This window comes from Aurantimonas sp. HBX-1 (genome assembly GCF_021391535.1).
GTDB lineage: Bacteria > Pseudomonadota > Alphaproteobacteria > Rhizobiales > Rhizobiaceae > Aurantimonas.
The window spans coordinates 255597-278276 of record NZ_CP090066.1 but is presented as its reverse complement, the minus strand read 5'-3'; the positions used below and the strand labels follow the sequence as shown (position 1 = coordinate 278276).

The 22680-nt window shown below is 69.3% G+C and carries 14 protein-coding genes; 6 read left to right on the top strand and 8 right to left on the bottom strand.

The features are described 5' to 3' along the window. The first annotated feature begins 308 nt into the window (after positions 1–308). The 3 genes from LXB15_RS01320 to LXB15_RS01310 all read left to right on the top strand — a co-directional run bounded on the left by LXB15_RS01320 (position 309) and on the right by LXB15_RS01310 (position 2802). Entirely contained in the window at positions 309–1493 is a 1185-nt protein-coding gene (locus LXB15_RS01320) for an acetyl-CoA C-acetyltransferase (RefSeq protein WP_233950504.1), read from the top strand. 76 nt (positions 1494–1569) lie between these two features. Continuing rightward, positions 1570–2295 carry an acetoacetyl-CoA reductase gene (phbB, locus tag LXB15_RS01315; protein WP_233950503.1) on the top strand — a complete coding sequence of 242 codons (726 nt, stop codon included), beginning with the start codon at positions 1570–1572 and terminating at the stop codon, positions 2293–2295. Positions 2296–2460: 165 nt separating this feature from the next. Then, the gene (locus LXB15_RS01310; protein ID WP_370640150.1) at positions 2461–2802 is read left to right on the top strand and encodes a PepSY domain-containing protein; all 342 of its coding nucleotides are present in this window, start codon (positions 2461–2463) and stop codon (positions 2800–2802) included. Between the two features lie 64 nt (positions 2803–2866). On the opposite strand, the gene LXB15_RS01305 is transcribed toward LXB15_RS01310, so the two are convergent. The 7 genes from LXB15_RS01305 to LXB15_RS01275 all read right to left on the bottom strand — a co-directional run bounded on the left by LXB15_RS01305 (position 2867) and on the right by LXB15_RS01275 (position 14846). Then, positions 2867–5020 (bottom strand): DUF1217 domain-containing protein, encoded by a 2154-nt coding sequence (locus LXB15_RS01305; protein WP_233950502.1) that lies wholly within the window; start codon positions 5018–5020, stop codon positions 2867–2869. Positions 5021–5151: 131 nt separating this feature from the next. Next, positions 5152–6237 carry a Gfo/Idh/MocA family protein gene (locus LXB15_RS01300; protein ID WP_233950501.1) on the bottom strand — a complete coding sequence of 362 codons (1086 nt, stop codon included), beginning with the start codon at positions 6235–6237 and terminating at the stop codon, positions 5152–5154. After that, positions 6234–7016, bottom strand: coding sequence for a ThuA domain-containing protein (locus LXB15_RS01295; RefSeq protein ID WP_233950500.1), 783 nt, complete (start codon positions 7014–7016; stop codon positions 6234–6236). Before LXB15_RS01295 ends, LXB15_RS01300 begins: the two co-directional genes overlap by 4 nt. A 70-nt stretch (positions 7017–7086) precedes the next feature. Next, positions 7087–9792 carry a malto-oligosyltrehalose synthase gene (treY, locus tag LXB15_RS01290; protein WP_233950499.1) on the bottom strand — a complete coding sequence of 902 codons (2706 nt, stop codon included), beginning with the start codon at positions 9790–9792 and terminating at the stop codon, positions 7087–7089. Further along, complete coding sequence (gene malQ, locus LXB15_RS01285) at positions 9789–11648, bottom strand: 4-alpha-glucanotransferase (protein ID WP_233950498.1); 1860 nt, start codon at positions 11646–11648, stop codon at positions 9789–9791. The genes treY and malQ overlap by 4 nt, the downstream gene beginning before the upstream one ends. Continuing rightward, the gene (treZ, locus tag LXB15_RS01280) at positions 11645–13522 is read right to left on the bottom strand and encodes a malto-oligosyltrehalose trehalohydrolase (protein ID WP_233953299.1); all 1878 of its coding nucleotides are present in this window, start codon (positions 13520–13522) and stop codon (positions 11645–11647) included. The genes malQ and treZ overlap by 4 nt, the downstream gene beginning before the upstream one ends. Positions 13523–13754: 232 nt before the next feature. Next, positions 13755–14846: a putative zinc-binding metallopeptidase gene (locus tag LXB15_RS01275; protein WP_233950497.1), complete on the bottom strand. Its 1092-nt coding sequence runs from the start codon at positions 14844–14846 to the stop codon at positions 13755–13757. A gap of 190 nt (positions 14847–15036) precedes the next feature. Here LXB15_RS01275 and LXB15_RS01270 point away from each other — a divergent pair, with 190 nt between their 5' ends. Further along, on the top strand, positions 15037–18426 hold the full coding sequence (locus tag LXB15_RS01270) for a DUF2126 domain-containing protein (RefSeq protein WP_233950496.1): 3390 nt from the start codon (positions 15037–15039) through the stop codon (positions 18424–18426). 24 nt (positions 18427–18450) lie between these two features. Here LXB15_RS01270 and LXB15_RS01265 read toward each other — a convergent pair whose 3' ends face one another. Beyond that, positions 18451–19266, bottom strand: a complete 816-nt coding sequence (locus tag LXB15_RS01265) for an ion transporter (RefSeq protein ID WP_233950495.1) — start codon at positions 19264–19266, stop codon at positions 18451–18453. A gap of 88 nt (positions 19267–19354) precedes the next feature. On the opposite strand from LXB15_RS01265, the gene LXB15_RS01260 reads away from it, so the two are divergent. Together LXB15_RS01260 and LXB15_RS01255 are read left to right on the top strand one after the other, a co-directional pair. Further along, the gene (locus LXB15_RS01260; RefSeq protein ID WP_233950494.1) at positions 19355–21733 is read left to right on the top strand and encodes a circularly permuted type 2 ATP-grasp protein; all 2379 of its coding nucleotides are present in this window, start codon (positions 19355–19357) and stop codon (positions 21731–21733) included. Then, entirely contained in the window at positions 21730–22611 is an 882-nt protein-coding gene (locus tag LXB15_RS01255; RefSeq protein WP_233950493.1) for a transglutaminase family protein, read from the top strand. The genes LXB15_RS01260 and LXB15_RS01255 overlap by 4 nt, the downstream gene beginning before the upstream one ends. Positions 22612–22680: the final 69 nt, after the last annotated feature.

Genomic DNA, 22680 nt, shown 5'->3' with positions numbered 1-22680 from the left:
ACGCTGCTTTGTGTGCAGTTGCGTCGCTGCGCCGCATAAATGATAGGCACAAAACCTGCCGCAATCCAAACGTTTCGCCGCAAGTCGCCGCAACCGCCGGGCTTTCCGGCCTTCATGACAGCGCGGCGACGGCAGCGGGCGCCGCAGTATCACTGCTCCCGTTGCGGCGCGGTATCCGCGCACCGCCGACACTCCCCGCTCCGTTGGGTCCGAGCAACGCCGGCGCCGTCGCGTCCCGTTTGCCAATGCGGCGCCGGATGCCCTATCTTTCGGCAACGACACGGACGAAGACGAACAAGGACATTCCTATGAGCAACGCACAATCGGTCGTCATCGTCGGCGCGGCGCGCACGCCGGTCGGCGCCTTCAACGGCGCCTTCGCCGACGTCCCGGCGCATGAACTCGGCGCGGCGGCCATCCGCGCGGCGCTGCAGCGCGCCGGGGTCGAGGCGGCCGAGGTCGACGAGGTGATCATGGGCCAGATCCTCACCGCCGGCGAGGGCCAGAACCCGGCCCGCCAGGCGGCGATGGAAGCCGGCATCCCGCAGGAGGCGACCGCCTGGGGGCTCAACCAGCTCTGCGGTTCCGGCCTGCGCACGGTGGCGATCGGCATGCAGCAGATCGCCATGGGCGACGCGAAGATCATCGTCGCCGGCGGCCAGGAATCGATGTCGATGGCCCCGCACGCGGCGCATCTGCGCAGCGGCCAGAAGATGGGCGACCTCAAGCTCGTCGACACGATGCTGAAGGACGGGCTGATCGACGCCTTCAACGGCTACCACATGGGCAACACCGCCGAGAACGTCTCGCGGCAGTGGCAGATCACCCGCGACATGCAGGACGAATTCGCCGTCAGGTCCCAGAACAAGGCGGAGGAAGCCCAGAAGGCCGGCCGGTTCAAGGACGAGATCACCCCGTTCACCGTCAAGGGCCGCAAGGGCGACACGCTGGTCGAGAACGACGAGTATATCAAGCACGGCACGACGCTGGAGAAGGTCCAGAAGCTGCGCCCGGCCTTCGACAAGGAGGGCTCGGTGACCGCCGCCAACGCCTCCGGCATCAATGACGGCGCCGCCGTCACGGTGCTGATGAGCGAGGCCGAGGCCGAACGGCGCGGGCTGACGCCGCTGGTGCGGATCGTCTCCTGGGCGACCGCCGGCGTCGATCCCGCCATCATGGGCACCGGGCCGATCCCCGCCTCGCGCCGGGCGCTGGAGAAGGCCGGCTGGTCGGTCGACGATCTCGACCTCGTCGAGGCCAACGAGGCCTTCGCCGCCCAGGCCTGCGCGGTCAACAAGGACCTCGGCTGGAACCCCGACATCGTCAACGTCAATGGCGGGGCGATCGCCATCGGCCATCCGATCGGCGCGTCCGGCAACCGCATCCTCAACACGCTGATCCACGAGATGATCCGCCGCGACGCCAAGAAGGGCCTCGCCACGCTCTGCATCGGCGGCGGCATGGGCGTCGCCATGTGCTTCGAACGCGGCTGAGACGGGAGAAGCGGCGGGGCAAGCTCGGGAGGCTGCTCCGCCGCCACGGCACCTACACAACAATGGGGAGGAATAAATGGGCAGAGTGGCCATCGTCACGGGTGGAACGCGCGGCATCGGCGCGGCTATCGCCACGGCGCTGCGCGACGCCGGGCACAAGGTCGCAGCGACCTATGCCGGCAACGACGAGAGGGCGAAGACCTTCAGCGCGGAGACCGGCATCGCAGTCCACAAATGGGACGTCTCGTCCTATGACGACTGTGCTGCCGGCATCGCCCGGGTGGAGGCCGATCTCGGACCCGTCGAGATCCTCGTCAACAATGCCGGCATCACGCAGGACGCGATGTTCCACAAGATGACCCCGCAGCAATGGCAGGCGGTCATCGGCACCAATCTCAGCGGCCTCTTCAACATGACGCGGCCGGTCTGGGAGGGCATGCGCGACCGCGGCTTCGGCCGCATCGTCAACATCTCGTCGATCAACGGCCAGAAGGGCCAGGCCGGCCAGGTCAACTATGCCGCCGCCAAGGCCGGCGACCTCGGCTTCACCAAGGCGCTGGCCCAGGAAGGTGCCAAGAAGGGCATCACCGTCAACGCCGTATGCCCCGGCTACATCAACACCGACATGATGGCGACGATCTCCGACGACATCATGCAGAAGCACATCCTGCCGCAGATCCCGGTCGGGCGGCTGGGCGAGGCCGACGAGATCGCCCGCTGCGTGGTCTTCCTCGCTTCCGACGACGCCGGCTTCATCACCGGCTCGACCCTGTCGGCGAACGGCGGGCAGTACATGGCCTGAGCCAGCGTAGCGGCAGCTGACACCGGACCGCCTTCCAGTTCAACAGCCGGCTATACAAGGCCGGCTGCAACTCCCTGCAGCGGAACAAAACAGAAGGAAAGTTGTTTCGCCGACATGCTGGTGCGTTCGCTTTGCCGAGCCGCAGTTTTTCAGGGAGAACGTCAGATGAAGATGAGGGCATGGACCTACGGGGCCTTGGCGGCAGCGACGCTTGCGCTGTCGACCCCGGCGATGTCCCAGAGCATTCAGATCGGCCCCGGCGGTATTCGCGTCGTTCCGGAGGAGCAGCTGCGCGAGCGTCCGGAACGACGCGAGGAGCGTCGCCAGGACCGCCGCGAGATCAGCGAGCGGGAAGCCGTCCGCATTGCCCGCCAGGAAGGCGTGCGGGAAGTCGATACGGTGCGGCGCACCCGCGGCGCCTATCGCATCGTCGGCATCGATCGCCGCGGTGACGACATCCAGGTCGACATCGACCGCCGCAGCGGCGCCGTGCTGTCGGTCCGGTAGCGGCAGCCCACGCAGCACAGGATCACAAGGCCGCATCCTTCCGGGGATGCGGCCTTTCGGTTTTTCAGAGGATGGCGCTGCCGCTGCTGAGGATCGTCAGCGCCGGCGAACCAATCGTGCCGCCGCCGCTCTGCGCGTCGTAGAGCGCGATGAAGCGGCTGATGAAACGCTCCAGCTGCTTGGGATCCTGGAACGCTTCGAGGTCGAGCTTCTTTTCGAGCGTCCGCTTCTGGACGTCGATATTGCTCTGTCCGGACTCCGCCGGCAGGCCGACCGCGATCTGCACGACATTGAGCAGGGCCGGGTCGGCGAGAATGTCATAGAACGAGCTGAGTTCCGGCCCCATCCGCCGGAAATACAGCGCCAGCCGGACCGCCTCGTTGTCCGCCCCCGCTTCTTCTTCCATCGCCTGGCGGAGAAAGAAGTCCTGGGTCGACAGGAAGTTCTTCGCCGTCTGCACGGCGCCGGCGTCGCGGTCGATGCCGCCGTCGCTGGTGAAGGCGTAGGCGGCGGCGAACTCGATCAGCCGCTTGTCGCCAGAGGCGTTGACGAAGCTTTCGGGGTCCGAGATGTCACTGGTCAGGATGGCGACCAGATCCTTCTGCGAAAGCTTCTCGTCCTCCAGCCCGTAGGCTTTCAGCGCGTAGTCGGTGAGCGTCTTGCTGGCCACGAAGTCGTCGACGGAGATGACCGAAGCCAGGGCCGCGCGATAGGCCTCGGTCGCCGCCTTGGCCTTTTCGGTCTCCGCCGCCGTTGGGTTCTCGCCCAGGCGCTCGGCATAGCGGTTGGCGGTGTCGGTCTGGTTGGCGGCGGTCTGCGCGAGGCGGGGCGCCGCGACCTTGCCGCTGTCGTCGAAGTTGAAGCCGGCGGCGAGCCGGACGTAGCGCTCGTCGCCGAGCGTGTTGACGAAGGACTTCGGATCCGACGGATCGCTGCGCAGCACCCGCATGATCGTCGAACGGCTTTCCTGCGTCGGGTCGAGGTCGAAGGCCTTCAGCGCGTAATTGTAGACCGCGCTGCTGGAGACGAACTGCAGCGCGGTGGTGACCGAGGCGATCGACGCCTTGAACAGGCTCGTCGCCACGCGGTCGCTGCTGGCCACCTGGTTCTGGTAGTTGGCGAAGTACCCGTCCACCGTCGCCTGCTTTGCAGCCGCGGTCTGCGCGCTGGCGCCGGCCGGCAGATTGCCCTGCGCGTCGAAATTGAAGCGCTCGGCGAACGTGCGGTACTGCTGCTTGCGCGCCAGCTGCTCCGGCGTGGCCTCGGCCATGCGGTTGAGGGCGCTCTGCGGATCGGCGGGATCGCTGGTCAGGATCGTCCAGGCGAAGGCCGGGGTCTCGATCCCGGCATTGAGGCCGACCGAGCCCAGCGCCACGGTGAGCAGCCGGATGTTGCCGACCAGGTCGTCGGCGGTGCGCACCGCGCCGATCTCCGCCTCGTAATAGCTCACCTGGTACGCCGCGGCCTGCGGGCTGGCACCGAGACCCTTCTGTTCGAGCCAGGCGAAGACGGTCGTGTTGGTGTCGCTGGCGCTCTGCAGGCCCCCGGCCGGCACGGAACCGTCTGCCTCGAAGGGCAGCATCGCGGCGAGCGCGGCGTAGCGCAGGTCGCCGTTGGCCGCCGGACCGTCGGCGGCATTTCCGGTCAGCACGTCCCGGATGAACGAGCGCGAGGCGATCGAGGCATCGATGCCCGCCGCCTCCAGCGCCACGGTGAACAGCGTCTGGTTGTCGAGAAACGCGTCGACATTGGTGATCGCGCCGATGCCGTCGACAAAGGCCTTGGTGGTGGCGGCCACCGCCTGCCCGGCCCGGATCCGGTGCTCGGAATAGGCGTCGACGAGGAGGTCGGTCTGCCCCTTCGTCTGGGCGGTCGGCGCTGCCGGCTCGGCTGCCTTGGCGAAATTGAAGGCGGCGGCGAAGGTCCGGTAGCGCTCGTCGGACAGCTTGTTGGCGATGCTGGTCTTGTCGCTGAGATCGCTTTCCAGGACCTTCTTGATCAGCGCCCGGGACGGGATCTGCTCCTCGAGCCCGTAGGCCTTCATGGCGTAGGAGTAGAGCCGGTAGTCGTCCATGAACTCGTCGACGGTGGCGACGCTGTGGATGTTGGCGCGATAGTATTCGGCGTCGCGCTTGGTCACGGGATCGGATGCAATGCGCTCCAGCGTCTTCGGCATGTCGCGCGTGTAGAGCTGGTAGCTGAGATAGGTCGACAACATGCCGGATGCGTCCTCGGTCGTCCGTCGCGGCCGCAGAAAGCAGACGCGACGCGGTGACTTTGACGCAGATGTCCGACGAAAGCCTTAAGCCAGGCTGTACACTTTGCGGCTTGTCCTTCGCGACGGGGTGATCAGGCGACCGTCAGCATCCGGCGTTCGGCGTCCGAGACGATGCACAGATCAAGCAGTCGCTGGACGTTCGCCGCGTGACGGAAGTCCGGCTGGCCGTTGACGCCGGACAGCAGTGCCAGCACGAAGCGGTCGGCGTTGCGCGGCGTCGGCGGGCACTTAACCCGCTTCCAGGTCTGGGTCTCGATGTCCGGGCCGAGACAGACGTCGAGCGTGGAATCGTCGGTCGTCGACCAGATCTTCAGGGCACCCGTCTCGCCGTGGATGGTAAGGTCGAGGTCGTTCGCCTTGCCGGTGGCGGCGCGGCTCATGTGCACGACGCCGAGTGCTCCGTTCGAGAGCTCCACCGTCATCGCGCAGGAATCGTTGGCATCCAGCCGGTACTCGCCGATCGCCCCGCCCTCGGCCTTGTCGAACGTCTTGAGGCGGGCCGACAGCGCCGCGACGTCGAGGCCCGTGCCGAAGGTGACGAAGTCGAGGATGTGGATGCCGATGTCGCCGAGGACGCCGCCGGAGCCGTGCGCCGTCGACAGCCGCCACAGCCAGCGCTCGTCGACGCGCCAGTCGCCCCAGTGCCGGCCGGTGAGCCAGCTCTGCAGATAGCTCGCCTCGACATGCCGGATCGTGCCGATCTCGCCGTCCTCGATCAGGCGCCGCGCCATCTGGATGGCGTGGGCGTTGCGATAGGTGAGGTTCACCATGTTGACGACGCCCGCCTGCTCCGCCGCCTCGGCCATGGCGAAGGCGTCGTCGGCGTTGACCGCCAGCGGCTTCTCGCAGAACACCGCCTTGCCGCGGGCGATGATGGCCAGCGTCGTGGCCTTGTGCACCTGATCCGGCGTCGAGTTCACCACCGCGTCGAACGCGTCCCAGGCGAGCGCCGCATCGAGGCCCTCGAAGGAATGAGGAATCCGGTGCATCTCGGCGAAGGCGCGTGCCCGCTCGGCATTGGTGTCGCAGGCCGCCACGAGCCGGCAGCCGGGGATCGAGCCGAAATGCTCGGCGTGGCGATGCGCCATCGCACCGGTGCCGAGGATCATGATGCGCTTCTCGCCAGCCATCTGCTCACCTTCCGTCGTCATGCTCATCGGTAGCCCGCCTCGCCGGCGTGATGCAGCGCGGCGCCCTTCGCCTCGATCTTTTCCGGTGCCTGGTCGACGGGCACGTTCGGTGCCTTGTCGACGTCCGGCCAGGCGACGGGGTTGTGCGCCCAGCGCACGGCGTTGCGCAGCACCGTCTGGATCTGCGGGTTGTGGTAGATCGGATAGGTTTCGTGGCCGGGCCGGAAGTAGAAGATCCGCCCGGCGCCGCGCTGGTAGGTGAGGCCGGAGCGGAACACCTCGCCGCCCTCGAACCAGGAGATGAACACCGTCTCCATCGGCTCCGGCACCAGGAACGGCTCGCCGTACATCTCGGCGTTGGGCAGCTCGATGCACGGCCCGACGCCCTGGACGATAGGGTGCGCGCGGTTGATCGCCCACAGCCGCTCGCGCTCGCCGGCCTCGCGCCAGCGCAGTGAGCAGGGCGTGCCCATCAGCCGCTTGAAGATCTTGGCGAAATGCCCCGAATGCAGGACGATCAGGCCCATGCCCTGGTGCACCCGCGCGGCGACCCGCTCGACCACCTCATCCGATACCGCAGCGTGAGACTTGTGGCCCCACCACAGGAGCACGTCGGTCGCGTCGAGCCGCGCCTGCGACAGGCCGTGCTCGGGCTCGTCCAGCGTCGCCGTCGAGACCTCGATGTCGGGCTCGCCGGCGAGCGCCGCCGCGATGACGGCGTGGATGCCGTCGGGATAGATCTCCCGCACGACAGGGTTCTCGCGCTCATGCACGAACTCGTTCCAGACGACGGTTCTGATTGCCATCTTGGGTCTCCTCATGCCGCGGCCGGCCGCGCAGCGCTCCCGTGAAGGAACGGTCCGGGCCGGCCTCTCGTCAGGCCGCTTCGATCAACGCGAAGGGCAGCGTGGAAAGCGCCTCGCCGAGGCCGAGCGCCGGCGATGCCGCCAGGGTCTCCTCGGTGAGGACATTGCGCCATGTGCGGCCGGCCAGTGTCTCCGGCAGGCGGATCACGGTGCCCTCCCACCGCGAGGCTGCCACGACCGGCTCCGTCGCGCCGGCCAGCAGGCCGAGGCAGAGACGCGGCGCGATGGCGATCGCGGCGCCGCCCTCCTCGCCCGTACGGGCGAAGGCGACGACATGGTCCGCCATCGGCCCTTCGACCGTCAGCGGCACATAGGCGCCGTGGGTGAACAGCGCCGGCGTGCGGCCGCGCATGGCGAGCGCCGCGCGGGTCAGCTTCGCCTTGATCCTGCCGCTGCGCCAGTCGGCGAGCGCGTCAGCCCACGGCTGGTCGGATTCGATCGTCGCCGCGCGGGCATCGAAATCGATGGCGCGGCGATTGTCGGGATCGACCAGCGAGAAGTCGTAGAACTCGGTGCCCTGGTAGATGTCCGGCACGCCCGGCGCGGCGAATTTCAGCGTCGCCTGCGACAGCGAGGTGAGCGCCCCGGCTGCCACGAAGGGCTGCACATCCTTCCAGAACTGCGCGAGCAGGTCGCCGGTCTCGGCCGGATCGAGGATCGCGGCGACGAATTCCCGCAGCGCCGTCTCGTAGGCCTCTGCCGGCGAGGTCCAGCTCGTCCAGCGCTTGGCCTCGCGGACCGCCTTCTCGGCATACTGCTGCAGCCGCTCGGTCAGCGCGGCGCGGGCCTCGCCGTCCTCGGGGTCGAAATCCGGCGGCAGGACACCGAGCAGCGACTGGTAGAGCCCCCATTCTGTCGCGGGGTCGGGCGAGATCAGCAGCGGCTCGACGGTCTTGCGCCAGGGCGCCAGCTCGGTGGCGAGGCCGGCGACGATGTCCCGCCACAGTTCCGGCGCCTCGGACAGCGTATAGAGCCGCGCCCGCGCATCCTCCGCCCGCTTGGTGTCGTGGGTGGAGGTCGCGAGCATGCCGTCCGGCTGGTCCTCGAGCCGGATCTGCATGGCATCGTGGAAGGCGCTCGTCTCGGCGCCGTAATGGTCCGGTTCGCCGCCGACCTCGTTGAGGGCGATGAGCCGGTTGTAGCGGTAGAACGCGGTGTCCTCGACGGCCTTGGCCATCACCGCGCCGGTGGTCTGCTGGAAGCGGCGGGTGAAATCCAGCGCCCCGGCGACATCGGCGCCGTCGACGAAGTCGAGCTTCAGCAGCCGGCCGATGAACTGGATCGGCTCGTCGGCCTCGACCTCGCGGCCGCTCGTCGCCAGGTCCACCGCGTCGTCGATGATCGCGATGTCGCGGCGTGGGACGCCATCCACGGAGACGTAGGTGCGGTAGACCGGCAGCGCCGCCGCCACCTCGACGATCGCCCGGGCCATCGTATCCTGGCCGAGATCGCGCGTGGCGAGCCCCCGGCTGGCAACGCCCAGGGCGACGCCGGTGAGATGCGTGAGCTCGCCGGCGAGGTTGCGCTGGAAGATCGAGCGCTTCTGCCGGACGATCATCGCCCGCAAATCCTCCTCCTCGCCGAGGAAGGCGGTATAGGCCTCGGTCATCGCGGCTTCCTGGGCGCCGTCGACATAGAGGCCCGCCAGGGCGGTGATGAACTCGTAGCCGGTGGTGCCCTCGATTTCCCAGGATGTCCGCAGCCGCTCGTCGCCGGTGAGGATCTTCTCGACGTGGACGAACGGCGTGCGCCGCACCGACTGGAACGCCTGGCGCAGCTGCTCGAGATAGCCCTTCGGGTCGGCGAGACCGTCGACATGGTCGATCCGGATGCCGTCGAGCCGGCGCTCGCGGGCCAGGCGGATGACCAACTGGTGGGATTCGCGGAACACCCGCCGCAGCTCCTGGCGGACGCCGATCAGGTCGGCGATCTCGAAGAACCGGCGATAGGTCAGCCGCTCGCGCGCCGTCCGCCACCAGGCAAGCCGCCAAGCCTGCGCCTCGTGCAGGTCGTGCAGCGCCGTCTGGTCGGCGCTGAGCGCCGCGACTGCCTTGTCCAGCGCGGCGCGGAACGACGGCTCCTCCAGATGCTCGGCGAGCCGCTCGACCAGCTCGTCAGCCTCGGCCGGGGTCGAGACGGAGAAGCGGCGCACCAGCCGGTCCTTCTCCGGATGGTCCATCAGCGCGAACACATGCCCATAGGTGCGCGGGTCGATCGGCAGGCCGTAGCCGGCCGCGTCGAAGCGCATGCGGGCGTTCTCGGCGTCCAGCTGCACCGAAAGGTCGCCGTCGGCGAGCGCCTCGCCATAGGGCTTGGCGAGCACCGGCACGAGGATCTTCTCGGCCTCCCAGGAAATGTCGAAGGTCTGGGCGTACCGGCTTTCCGAGCCCCAGCGCAGCACGTCCTCCCACCACAGGTTCTTCGGCGAGACGCCCATGTGGTTCGGCACGAAGTCGAGGATCAGCCCGAGATCGGCCGACGACAGCGCGTCGCTCATCGCGGTGAAGCCGGCGACGCCGCCGAGGTCTTCCTCGAAGGCGTTGTAGTCGGTGACGTCGTAGCCGTGGGTGGAGCCCGGCGAGGCCGCGAAGATCGGCGCGGCGTAGAGATGGCTCACGCCCAGCCGCGCCAGATACGGCGCGAGGTCGCGGGCGGTCTCGAACGTCGTGCCTTCGCGGAACTGCAGACGGTAGGTGGCGACGAGGGAACGGCTCATGATGCTGCGGGTCTTTCTTCGCGCATGGCGGTGGCGAGACGGCGGAAGCGCTCGTCCGCGGCAAGGTTTTCGAGCGTCGTGGGGGAACGGATGCGCCAGTTCGGGTACTGGTCGGTGGTCCCCGGCAGGTTGGACTGGCGCTCCGACCCCAGCATGTCGTCGAGCTGGACCGTGACGAGCAGCGCCGGCGTGCGGGCGATGAAGCGGTGCAGGGCGACCGCCAGCGCGTCCGGCAGCGTCTCGGGAAGCGCGGCTTCGCCGGTGGAGAAGTCCTCCATGCCAGCCGGCAGGAGCTTGGCGTCGACGAGGGCGAGGATCAGCGCCAGCCGGTCGCGGCCGCGCTGGCGAAGGTCGCGCTGAGTCGCCGCCGCATCCTGGGTGCCCACCTCTTCGCGCAGCTTCACGTCGAGGCCGCGCCACCAGCCGGCGAGCGTCGCGAGGTCATGCGTCGAGATGCAGGCGAGGCCGAGATGCGGATAGGCTTCCGGCGGCAGGAAGGCGGTCTCGCCGTGCCGCTCGAAATACAGCACCCGGTAGGAGAGGACCTGCGCCTCCTCCATCACGCCGCGGAAGCCCGCCGGCACCGTGCCGAGATCCTCGCCCACCACCAGGCAGTGGTTCGCCTGTGAGGCCGCGGCGACGCTGTCGATCATCGCGCCGAGCGGATAGCGGACATAGCCACCGCCTGCGGAGGAAGCGCCGTCCGGGATCCACCACAGGCGGGCAAGGCCCATCGCATGGTCGATGCGCACCGCGCCGGCATGCCGGGTCAGTGCCTCGAAGGCCTCGCGCATCGGCCGGTAGTCGCGGTCGGCGAGCGCCTTCGGCGACAGCGGCGCCAGGCCCCAGTCCTGGCCCTGGCTGTTGAACATGTCCGGCGGCGAGCCGACGCGGGCGTTGCCGACGGTGAGCGACGGGTCCATCCACGTCTCGGCCCCGTCCGGCGCCACACCGACGGCAAGGTCGAGATAGAGGCCGATATGCATGCCGGCGCCGCGGGCGCGTGCCTGCGCATCGGCGAGTTGCTCCTCCGCCTCGAATTGCAGCCAGGTATGGAACAGCACGAGATCGGCGTTCGCCTCGCCGAAGCGGGTGACCGCGTCGCTGAAGCGATCCTGCAGGTCTTCCGGCCAGGAATGCCAGCCGGCATGCGAGCCGCCTTCCACCTGCCGCTGCGAGATCGCCTCGAACAGCGCGAAGCCGGCCAGCGAATCCCCGCCCGCCTCGCGGAACCGCTCGAACGCCTGTTCGTCGCGGATGTCGGCGATTCGCCCGGCGAACACCGCCTCGAGCAGCGCCCGCTTCAGCCGGCCGGCCTTGTGGTAGTCGACGAGATCGCCGTCGAGGCCGGCAAACAGGCCCGGCTCGCGCGCCCGCAGCGCCTCCACCGCTTCCGGTCCGCCCTCCAGCCGGTCGATGGCGATGTAGAACGGGTTGAGGAAGCGCCGGCTGGACGGGGAGTACGGGCTGTAGCGGCCGGGATCCGACAGGAACAGCGCATGGATCGGGTTGACCCCGACGAAGGACGCGCCCTCGGCGGCGGCTATGGCGGCGAGCCGCGCCAGGTCCTCGAAATCGCCGATGCCGAGATTGCGGTCCGAACGCAGCCCGTAGAGCTGGCAGGCGACCCCCCAGCTGCGCCCCGCGGCAATGGCCGGCGGCAGCGCGCAGGTCAGGCTCGGCTTGTGCTGCGCCGATGCGAACGTGCCCTCCTCGCCGCTATCCGGGTCGACGCCGAGGGCGGTGAGGAGCGCGCGGATCGCCGTGTCGTCGATGCGCTGACGTTCCCCCAGCTCGGAGATGTAGGCGATCTCGATTCCGTGGCTTTCGGCCAGCCGTGCCAGGCGCTCGCTCACGCCGACGGCCCCGCGATCATCCGTTGCGCGTCCAGCCGGAACACCACCGAGGGGCCGGGCAGCGTGCCGCCCTGCAGCTCGATATCAGCTCCCTTGGGATAAGCGTGCACGAGGTCGCCGCAGGTCAGGTCGCCCTTCGCCACCCCCTCCGGAATTGCCCACGGCTCGTCGTCGAGATTGGCGAACAGGTGCAGGACCTGGCCGGACTTCAACGTCCATGCCACCACGAAGGCGCGCGAATCGTCCGAAGCCGCCCAGCTCCCCGAGTTCGGCCCCACGCCCGACAGCAGCGGCACGATCACCCGCTGGCGGATCGCCAGCAGCCGGCGCGTCAGCTCCAGCCGGCGGCGGTAGGTCGGACGATCCTTGATCGACCAGTCGAGGCGCGAGTCGCGGAACGTCGTCTCGGCATTGGGATCGGGGATCAGCTTGCGGGCTTCCTCGTCGCGGAAGGCGCTGAACTTGCCGAACTCGGCGCGCCGCCCCTCGCGCACCAGGTCGCCGAGCTCGCCGTGGAAATCAGTGAAGAAGCAGAACGGGTCGGGGTCTCCGAACTCCTCGCCCATGAACATCAGCGGGATCTGCGGCGACAGCAGCAGGATCGCCTGCAGGCACTCGACGGTCCGGCGCGAGCCGAGATCGGTCAGCCGGTCGCCGAAAGCGCGGTTGCCGATCTGGTCATGGTTCTGGATGAAGTTGACGAAGGCCGTCGGCGGCAGGTGCGCCGACGGCGCGCCGACATTGCGCTCGCGATGGTCGGAATACTCTCCCTGGTAGACGAAGCCGGTGGCGAGGCACTTGGCCATCTGCTCGACGCTGTGGCGGCTGTAGTCGGCGTAGTAGCCTTCCGCCTCGTGGGTCGCGAGAACGTGGGCGCAGTGATGGAAGTCGTCGTTCCACTCGCCGGAGATCAGCAGCGGCTGGCCCTTCTCGTCCCGCTCGACATGCCAGGTGATGTTGCGGTCGTCCTCGGTGGTGAGGTGGACGTGCCGGTCCGGGAAGCGCTGGCGGACCGTCGCGGCCAGCTCCTTCACCAGCGGCGTGTCGGTGGTGTCCTTGATCGAGTCGATGGCGTCGAGACGGAGCCCGTCGATCTGGTATTCCTCCAGCCAGAACAGCGCGTTCTCGATCATGAACTGGCGCACCGGCATCTCGTCATAGGCGATCGCCGCGCCCCAGGGCGTGTGGATCTCCTCGTGGAAGAACTCCGGCGCATAGGCGCCGATATAGTTCCCGTCCGGTCCGAAGTGATTGTAGACGACGTCGAGGAAGACCATCAGGCCGCGCTGGTGCGCGGCGTCGACCAGGCGCTTCAGCCCCGCCGCGCCGCCATACGCCTCGTGCGGGCAGTAGAGCAGCACGCCATCGTAGCCCCAGCCTCGTTTCCCGGCGAACTGCGCCACCGGCATGAGCTCGATGGCGGTGATGCCGAGATCGCGCAGATAGTCGAGCTTCTCGATGATCGCGTCGAACGTGCCTTCCGGCGTGAACGCGCCGGTGTGGAGTTCGTAGAACACCACCTCTTCCCACGGCCGGCCGCGCCAGTCCGCGGAGGACCACGCGAATGCCGTCGGCTCGACCAGTTCCGACAGCGCATGCACGTCGCCGGTCTGCGCCCGCGCTGCGGGGTCGGGCACGACCAGGTCGCCGTTCACGCGGAAGCCGTAGCCGCCGCCCACGGGAACGCGATCGGTGATGGTTTCCCACCAGCCGTCGCCGTTCTTCTCCATCGCGACGAAGTCCAGCCCGGCCTTGGCCTGGACCGCGAGTTCGATCTGGTCGGCGCTGGGTGCCCAGAGGCGGAAACGCGTGGCGTCGCCCCGGCGCGAGGCGCCCCACGAAGTCTCGAACGAAAATCTGCTGCTAGAAGCCATGTCCACGTGCTTGCTGTCCGGTTGCGTCGGCCTTCGATGCCCCCGTCAGGGCCTGAAAGTCTCCGACTGATGTTTACGGCAAGCAGTCACGCTCGCGCGCCAGCCAACCGCTGAAGCGCCCGCGTCGATCACCGTCCCTATGCAGCTAAGTGGAGCGGGACCGGATCGTTCCACCCTGCGGGGGGCAGTTTTTCGCCATCCAGCCATTCATCGGCCGGCGGAAATGCGCCGCTCAGGCGGCGGCGCGGCTGGCCCTGCCGGCGCCGATGCGGCCGTGGACGAGGTCGTGGATGAAGCCGAGCTTGCCGATGACCACGTCCGACAGCACGAACGGGTAGAGATCCTGGTGCCCCATCGCCCGGTTGAACGAGTTGAGCGCCGCCGACAGCGCCAGCCAGGCATCGGTGATCTGCCGGATCGGCACGTGATCGGCGAAGACGTCGAAGTCGATGCTCGTGGTCAGCAGGTCGCTGTCCGGCACGCGCGGATCGACACCCACCCCCCAGCTGTTGCCGACCTCCAGCGTGTCGACGATGTGGAAGTAGTGCGCCCAGGTCTCGGCGAAATCCTCCCAGGCGTGCGAGCCAGCATAGGAGGAGACGTAGCTCATCTGCCAGTCGGGCTTCGGGCCGTTGGCGTAATGCGCCTGCAGCGCCTCGCCGTAGTCGGCCTCGTCGTCGCCGAAGATGGCGCGGCATTCCTCGAGCGCGCCGCCGTCGCGCACCAGCCGGTCCCAGTACCAGTGGCCGACCTCGTGGCGGAAATGCCCGAGCAGCGTGCGGTAGGGCTCGCCCATTGAGGTGCGGCGGGTTTCCCGCTGAGCGTCGTCCGCCTCGACCAGGGCGATGGTGATCAGCCCCTCGTCGTGACCGGTCATCACCTTGCCGCTCGGCTCGGCATCGTCCGAGAGGAAGGCGAAGCCGAGCCCTTCCGGATCCTCGGTGCGGGTGACCAGCGGCAGATGCAGGCGCATCGCGGTGTAGATCATCCGCCGCTTCGCCACCTCCATGCGCCGCCACAGCTCGACGCGCGCGGCGTCGGAATAGTCCGGCACGGTGATGTTGTGGCGGCAGGCGGTGCAGAGCTCGTCCGGATTGTCGCCGGCGATCAGCCAGTTGCAGACGCCATGGACGTAGTTGCCGCAATATTTCCACTGGCCGCCGCCGGCATGGCTGCCGGCCGCCCGCCAGATCCCGTCCTCGGGATCGAGCGCCAGCATGCGGTTGGAGGACGGCTCGTAGCCGAGCGCGTGGTTGCAGCGCTCGCAGACGACGTTCTCGAAATAGAGGACGTTCGAGCAGAAGGAGCAGGTGAAAAGCTTCATGATTCCCCTCTGCGACGCCTTGCGCGCCGAATCCGGCCGTTGCGCGCAACAATGCGCTGGCACGCCGAGGGTTCCGCCCCATGTGCATTGCAACAAGCGTGGCGACCCGGGTCGCCGCGACTTGCCGCCTGCATCCTGACGGTTATGGTTCCTTGCCCATCCCGCCGGATCCGCCCACCAGAAAGCGCCGATGTCGATCCTTGCTGCCCTGCACCACGTCACCCACTACCGCTACGACCGGCCGGTCCGGCTCGGCCCGCAGGTGATCCGGCTGCGGCCCGCGCCGCATTCGCGCACCAAGGTGCCATCCTACTCGCTGAAGGTCCTGCCCGAGGGGCACTTCGTCAATTGGCAGCAGGACCCGTTCGGCAACTACCTCGCGCGCTTCGTCTTCCCGGAACCGGCGACGGAATTCCGCATCGAGGTCGACCTCGTCGCCGACATGACGGTCTACAACCCGTTCGACTTCTTCGTCGAGGAAGCCGCCGAGGCCTGGCCCTTCACCTACGAGGAGCCGCTGCGGACGGATCTGACGGCCTATCTCGGCGCCGAGCCCGCCGGCCCCGAGCTGCAGCGCTTCTTGGCCGAACTCGACCGCAGCGAGACCCACACGGTGGACTTCCTGGTCGGGCTGAACCGCCTGATCGAGCAGCGCGTCAACTATCTCGTGCGCATGGAGCCCGGCGTGCAGACGCCGGACGAGACGCTCGGCATCGGCTCCGGCTCGTGCCGGGACTCCTCCTGGCTGCTGGTCCAGGTGATGCGGCATCTGGGCTTCGCCGCCCGCTTCGTCTCCGGCTACCTGATCCAGCTGAAGCCGGACCGCGTGGCGCTGGAAGGCCCGGCCGGCACGACCGTCGACTTCACCGATCTGCACGCCTGGGCCGAGGTCTACCTGCCCGGCGCCGGCTGGATCGGGCTGGACCCGACCTCCGGCCTGCTCACCGGCGAAAGCCACGTGCCGCTGGCCGCGACGCCGCATTACCGCTCGGCCGCGCCGATCACCGGCGCCGTCGACCCGGCGGGCGTCGAGTTCGAGTTCGAGATGACGGTGCAGCGCATCGCCGAGCGGCCGCGCGTCTCCTACCCTTTCTCGGAGGAGAGCTGGCAAGCGCTCGACGCGCTCGGCGAGCGGGTCGACGCCGAACTGCAGGCCGGCGACGTCCGGCTGACCATGGGCGGCGAGCCGACCTTCGTGTCGATCGACGAGTTCGAGTCGCCCGAATGGAACGCCGACGCCACCGGGCCGATGAAGCGCGGCCTTGCCGACGACCTGATCCGCCGGCTGCGCGAGCGTTTCGCGCCGGGCGGCTTCCTGCATCACGGCCAGGGCAAGTGGTATCCGGGCGAGACGCTGCCGCGCTGGACCTTTTCGCTCTACTGGCGAAAGGACGGCGTACCGATCTGGCGGAACGCCGATCTGGTCGCCCGCGAGACGGCGGCCGAGCCGGTCGGCATCGCAGAGGCCGAGCACATGGCGGTCAAGGTCGCCGAGACGCTCGGCGTCGATCCGACGAACGCCCAGCCGGCCTTCGAGGATTCCGCCTACTGGTTGGCCCGCGAGGCGCAGCTGCCGGACAATGTCGATCCGACCGACTCCAAGCTCGAGGACCGCGAGGAACGCGCCCGCCTCGCCACCGTGTTCAGCCGCGGCCTGTCGCGGCCCGCCGGCTTCGTCCTGCCGGTGCAGGCCTGGCAGGCACGCGCCGGCAAGGTGCGCTGGCTGTCGGAGCGTTGGGCGACGCGGCGCGGCCATCTGTTCCTGACGCCCGGGGATTCGGCGCTCGGCTACCGGCTGCCCCTCGCCTCGCTGCCGCATCTGGAAGCCGGCGACTATCCCTACCACCACCCGGCAGACCCGACGCAGCCCTTCCCGCCGCTGTCGCCGCAGCAGCGCGCGCAGTTCGGGCGCACCGAGATGCAGTCGCCGGCACGCGGCGGCGCCGAGGACACGGGCAGCACGGGCCAGGTGCCGGGCGGCGCCGCGTGGGCATCGACGACGGGCGGCTCTGCCGCGGCCGCCGGCACGGGCCCGACGGAACCGGCCGAGATCGCCGGCTTCGTGCGCACCGCCCTCGCCATCGAGCCGCGCGACGGCAAGCTCTGCGTGTTCATGCCGCCGCTGGAATCGGCCGAGGCCTATCTGGAGCTGCTGGCGGCCGTCGAGGAGGTCGCCGAGGCCGAGGGCCTGCCGGTGCAGATCGAGGGCTATGCCCCGCCGGTCGACCCGCGCCTCAACGTCATCCGCGTCGCGCCGGACCCCGGCGTCATCGAGGTGAACGTCCATCCCGCCGCGTCCTGGCGCGAGAGCGTCGCGATCACCACCGGCGTCTACGAGGACGCGCGCCAGTCGCGCCTCGGCACCGACAAGTTCATGATCGACGGCAAGCATGCCGGCACCGGCGGCGGCAACCATGTCGTGGTCGGCGGCGCGACGCCGCTGGATTCGCCCTTCCTGCGCCGGCCGGACCTCCTGAAGTCGCTGGTGCTCTACTGGCAGCGCCATCCCTCGCTGTCCTACCTGTTCTCCGGCATGTTCATCGGACCGACCAGCCAGGCGCCGCGCGTCGACGAGGGCCGCCACGACCAGCTCTACGAGCTGGAGATCGCCATGGCGCAGATCCCGGCGGATTCATCCACCGTGCCGCCGTGGCTCACCGACCGGCTGTTCCGCAACCTGCTGATCGACGTCACCGGCAACACCCACCGCGCCGAGATCTGCATCGACAAGCTGTATTCGCCGGACGGCCCGACCGGCCGGCTCGGCCTCGTCGAGTTCCGCGCCTTCGAGATGCCGCCGGACGCGCGGATGAGCCTGGCCCAGCAGCTGCTGGTGCGGGCGCTGATCGCCAGGTTCTGGAAGCAGCCCGAGGACGGCAAGTTCGCCCGCTGGGGTACCACGCTGCACGACCGCTTCATGCTGCCGGAATTCGTCTGGCAGGATTTCCTCGACGTTCTCGGCGACCTGGAGCGCTCCGGCTATCCGATGCGGCCGGAATGGTTCGAGGCGCAGGCCGAGTTCCGCTTCCCGTTCTGCGGCAAGATCGAGCGCGAGGGCGTCACGCTGGAGCTGCGCCAGGCGCTGGAGCCCTGGCATGTGATGGGCGAGACCGGCGCGATCGGCGGCACGGTGCGCTTCGTCGATTCCTCGGTGGAGCGGCTGCAGGTCAAGCTCGGCGACTACGACCCGTCGCGCCATGTCGTCACCTGCAACGGCCGCCAGGTGCCGCTGACGGCGACCGGCAACGGCAAGGCGGCGGTCGGCGGCGTGCGCTTCAAGGCCTGGCAGCCGGCCTCCGGCCTGCACCCGACCATCCCGGTGCACGCGCCGCTGACCTTCGACATCTACGATCGCTGGTCGAAGCGCTCGCTCGGCGGCTGCATCTACCATGTCGCCCATCCGGGCGGGCGCAACTACGACGTCTTCCCGGTCAATGCCTACGAGGCCGAGGCGCGGCGGCTGGCGCGCTTCGAGGAGATCGGCCACACGCCGGGCAGCTACGAGCCGGTGCGGGAAGTGCCCGACCCGGCCTTCCCGACGACGCTGGATCTGCGCCGGCCGGCCTTCCTCGCCGGCTGACGCGGGCCGCCGACCTTCTGTCGGTCAGGGCCGCGGCATGTCCGCGCCGCCCTGGCCGAGCCGGCTCTTCAGCGCCGCCATCTCCAGCCGCAGCGCCTTCATCTCCTCGATGATCATGCGGTTGTCGTCGTGCACCTGCTCGCGGCCGGCCTCGTCCTCCGCCTGGTGCTCCTCCTGCATCGCCGAGACGATGACACCGATGAACAGGTTGAGCACCGCGTAGGTGGTCGACAGGATGAACGGCACGAAGAACAGCCAGGCGAGCGGATAGGCCTCCATCACCGGCCGCACGATGCCCATCGACCAGCTTTCCAGCGTCATCACCTGGAACAGCGTGTAGACCGAGGCGCCGACGCTGCCGAACCAGTCGGGGAATGCGGCGCCGTAGAGCTTCGTCGCCATCACCGCGAAGACGTAGAAGACCAGCAGCAAGAGGACGATGATCGAGCCCATGCCGGGCAGCGCCGCGATCAGACCGCCGATGACCCGCCGCAGCGACGGGATCATCGAGATCAGCCGCAGCACCCGCAGGATCCGCAGGGCGCGCAGCACCGTCAGCGGCCCGGTCGCCGGCAGCAGCGAGATCGCCACCACGGTAAAGTCGAACAGGCTCCAGGGATCGCGGAAGAAGCGCCAGCCGAAGGCATAGATGCGCAGCGTGATCTCGACGACGAAGATCGCCAGCGTCAGCCGGTCCAGGAAGGTGAGCAACGGCCCGATCGCGCCCATCACCGAAGCGTCGGTTTCCAGCCCCAGCGTGACGGCGTTGACGAGGATGACGGCGACGATGAAGAATTCCCACCGGCGCGAGCTGAGCAGGGTGCGAAGTTGGGCGCGCATGGGGTCCGTTCTCTGGCGATGTTCGGCGGAGCGAAGGCTGCTATAGCAGTCGGCGTCGAAAGGTCGATTCCTCCGCATGCAAGAAACTGTGTCCAGGTCCCCGTTCCCGCGTTACGCCTCGCTCGTCGGCACCGGCCGGGACGAGATGCTGGCAGCCGACGGCAGCGTCCGGCCGCACTACCGGCCGCTGGTCGACGCGCTGGGCGCCATGCCCGCGCCCGAACGCGAGGCGCGGTTTCGCAGCGCCAGCCAGTATCTGAGCGAGGCCGGGGTCCACCACCGCATCTACCGGCCGGGCGATGCCGACGAGGAAGAGCGCGAGTGGCCGCTGTCGCAGCCGCCGCTGGTCGTCGATCCGGCGGAATGGGCCGGGCTGGCAAGCGGCCTGGTGCAGCGCGCCGAGTTTCTCGAACGCCTGCTCGGCGACATCTACGGCGAGCGGAAACTGGTCCGCGAGGGCGTGCTGCCCGGCCCGATCCTCGGCAGCAACCCGGAGTTCCTGCGCCCGCTCGCCGACCAGGGCCGCGCCGGCGAGCCGCTGATCCGCTTCATCGCCGTCGATCTCGGCAGGGGCCCCGACGGACGCTGGTGGGTGCTCGGCGACCGCACCCAGGCGCCGTCCGGCGCCGGCTTCGCGCTGGAGAACCGGGTGGCGACGTCGAAGGCGTTTCCGGACCTTGCCCGGCAGATGAATGTCGAGCGGATGGCCGCCTTCTTCCATCGCTTCCGCGAGATGCTGAACGGCCTTGCCGGCGGCGACATGTCGGGCATCGGCCTGCTGACGCCGGGCCCTCACAACGAGACCTATTTCGAGCACGCCTATCTCGCCCGCTATCTCGGCCTGCTGCTGCTCGAGGGCGGCGATCTCGTCGTGCATCGCGACCGGGCGGACGTGCGGACCGTCGACGGCTTCCAGCCGATCCGGGTGCTGTGGCGCCGCCTCGACGCCGAGTTCTGCGATCCGCTCGAACTGTTTGGCGGCTCGCGCATCGGCACGCCCGGCCTGTTGCGCGCCATCCGCTCCGGCGCGCTCGCCGTGATCAACGCACCCGGTTCGGGAATCCTCGAAAGCCGCGCGCTGATGGCGTTCCAGAAGCCGCTCGCCAGGGCACTGATCGGCGAGGAACTGGCGCTGCCGACCATCGCCACCTGGTGGTGCGGGCAGGAGAGCGAGCGCCGCTTCGTCGCCGCGAACCGTGAGCGCCTGCAGCTGGCCTCGGCCTTCCCTCCAGCGGCCGGGACGCAGCCCGGGCCGACGGCCGACGCCCTCTACCGGCCGGACATGCCCGCCTCGGAGGGCATCGGCCTCGTCGCCGAAGAGATCGCGGCTTTGTCGACGGCGCCGGTGTTCATCGACGGCGAGCTGGAGCCGCGGCCGGTGACCTGGCGGGTGTTCCTGTCCCGCGACGAGGCGGGCTGGCACGTCATGCCGGGCGGCTTTGCCCGCATCGCCGACTCCCGCGACGCCCGCGCCGTGTCGATGCAGGCGGGCGGCCGCTCCGCCGACGTCTGGATCCCTTCAGGCGAGGCGCCCCGGCCGATCACCCTGCTGCCGCGCGACAGCCGTTTCCTGCGGCGGGTCCCCGGCGCCCTGCCGGCGCGCGCCGCCGACAATCTGTTCTGGCTCGGCCGCTATGCCGAGCGCTGCGAGGTCGCGACCCGCCTCGTGCGGCTGCACGCCGGCCGGCAGGGCGAACTCTTGCCGACGGGGGAGATCGACGCGCGGGTCGAGGCGCTGCTCGCCGGGCTCGGCGTCGCGCCCGCCGCCATGGCGAAGGGGCTGCTCGCCCTCGCCCGCCGCGCCGCCGACACCGCCTCGCGCATCCGCGACCGCTTTTCGCCGGACGGCTGGCGCACGCTGGACGAGCTGGTGGCGCTCATCCAGGATGCCCAGGCCGACGAGGGCCACGACACGGTGGCGCTCGCCAACCAGATCCTCACCCGCCTCTCCGGTTTCACCGGTCTGGTGCGCGAGAACATGTACCAGTTCGCCGGCTGGCGCTTCATGCAGTGCGGGCGGCGCATCGAGCGCGGCCGCATGTCGGCGCACGTGGCCTCGGTGCTGCTCGCCGGCGATGCGCCGGAAGGCGCGCTGGAGGGCCTCCTGGAATTCACCGACAGCCGCGTCACCTACCGGCGCCGCTATTCCGTCGAGCTGTCGCGCGAGACGGTCGTCGACCTGACCGTGCTCGATCCGCTCAATCCGCGCTCGGTGGCCTTCCAGGTCAACAGCCTCGCCGACCGGCTGGCGGAACTGCCCGGCATGCATGCCGCCGAATCGCCTGACCTCCTGTCGCGGCGCATCGCGCGGCTGAAGGTCCGGCTGCAGACGGCCGATGCCTCCGAAATCGACACCGCCTTTCTCGACCGCGCCGAAGGCGATCTCGGCCTGATCTCCGACCTCCTGACCGAGCGCTACCTGCTGTCGAGCCCGGGCGCCCGGCCGGACCGGGCGGCGCCGGAATGATCTACGACCTGACGCTGAAGATCGCCTACGACTACCGCTCCGCGGTCACCGACGCCCGCCACAGCCTGCGGGTGCGGCCCCGCACCGACCACGACCAGACCGTCACGGGCCTGTCGCTGACGCTCGCGCCGCTTCCCGACGAATGCGTCGAGGAACGCGACTTCTTTGGCAATGCCGTGGACGCGGTGGCGTTTCACCGCCCGCACCGCAACCTCTCGGTGGAGATGCGGGCAAGGGTCCGGGTGGACCGCCCGGCCGTCGATCTGGCCTTGGCGCCGCCGCTCGCGGAACTCGCGGAGGCCGCGTTCCTCGACCGCGACAGCGGCGGCGCGGCGCCGATGCATTTCACCGGCGCGAGCCGCATCGTGGCGCCGCTCGCCGCCCTGACGGCCTATGCCGAGCCGACATTCGCCGCGCCGGGATCGGCCGGCCCGGCGATCATGGCGCTCACGAGGCGCATCAAGGCGGATTTTGCCTATCTCCCCGGCTCGACCGACGTGCGCACCAGCGTCGCCGCAGCGTTCCGGCAGCGCAGCGGCGTCTGCCAGGACTTCGCGCATGTCATGATCGCCGCCTTGCGGGCCCGCGGCATCCCGGCGGCCTATGTCAGCGGCTTCCTGCGCACCGATCCGCCGCCCGGCCGGCCGCGGCTGGAAGGCGCCGACGCGATGCATGCCTGGGTCGAGGCCTGGCTCGGCGACGCGCTCGGCTGGGTCGGGTTCGATCCGACCAACGGCATCGTCGCGGGCGACGACCACGTCGTCGTAGCCGTGGGACGCGACTATGCCGACGTCGCCCCCGTGGCGGGCGCGTTCGTCACCACCGGCCGGCAGCGCACCCGCCACGCCGTCGACATGGTCCCCATCGGCGACGCGTGACGAACCGGTCAGTGAACGCCTTGGTAACGCCCGCATGATTATTTCGGGCCGGATAACTGCGATCGTTCC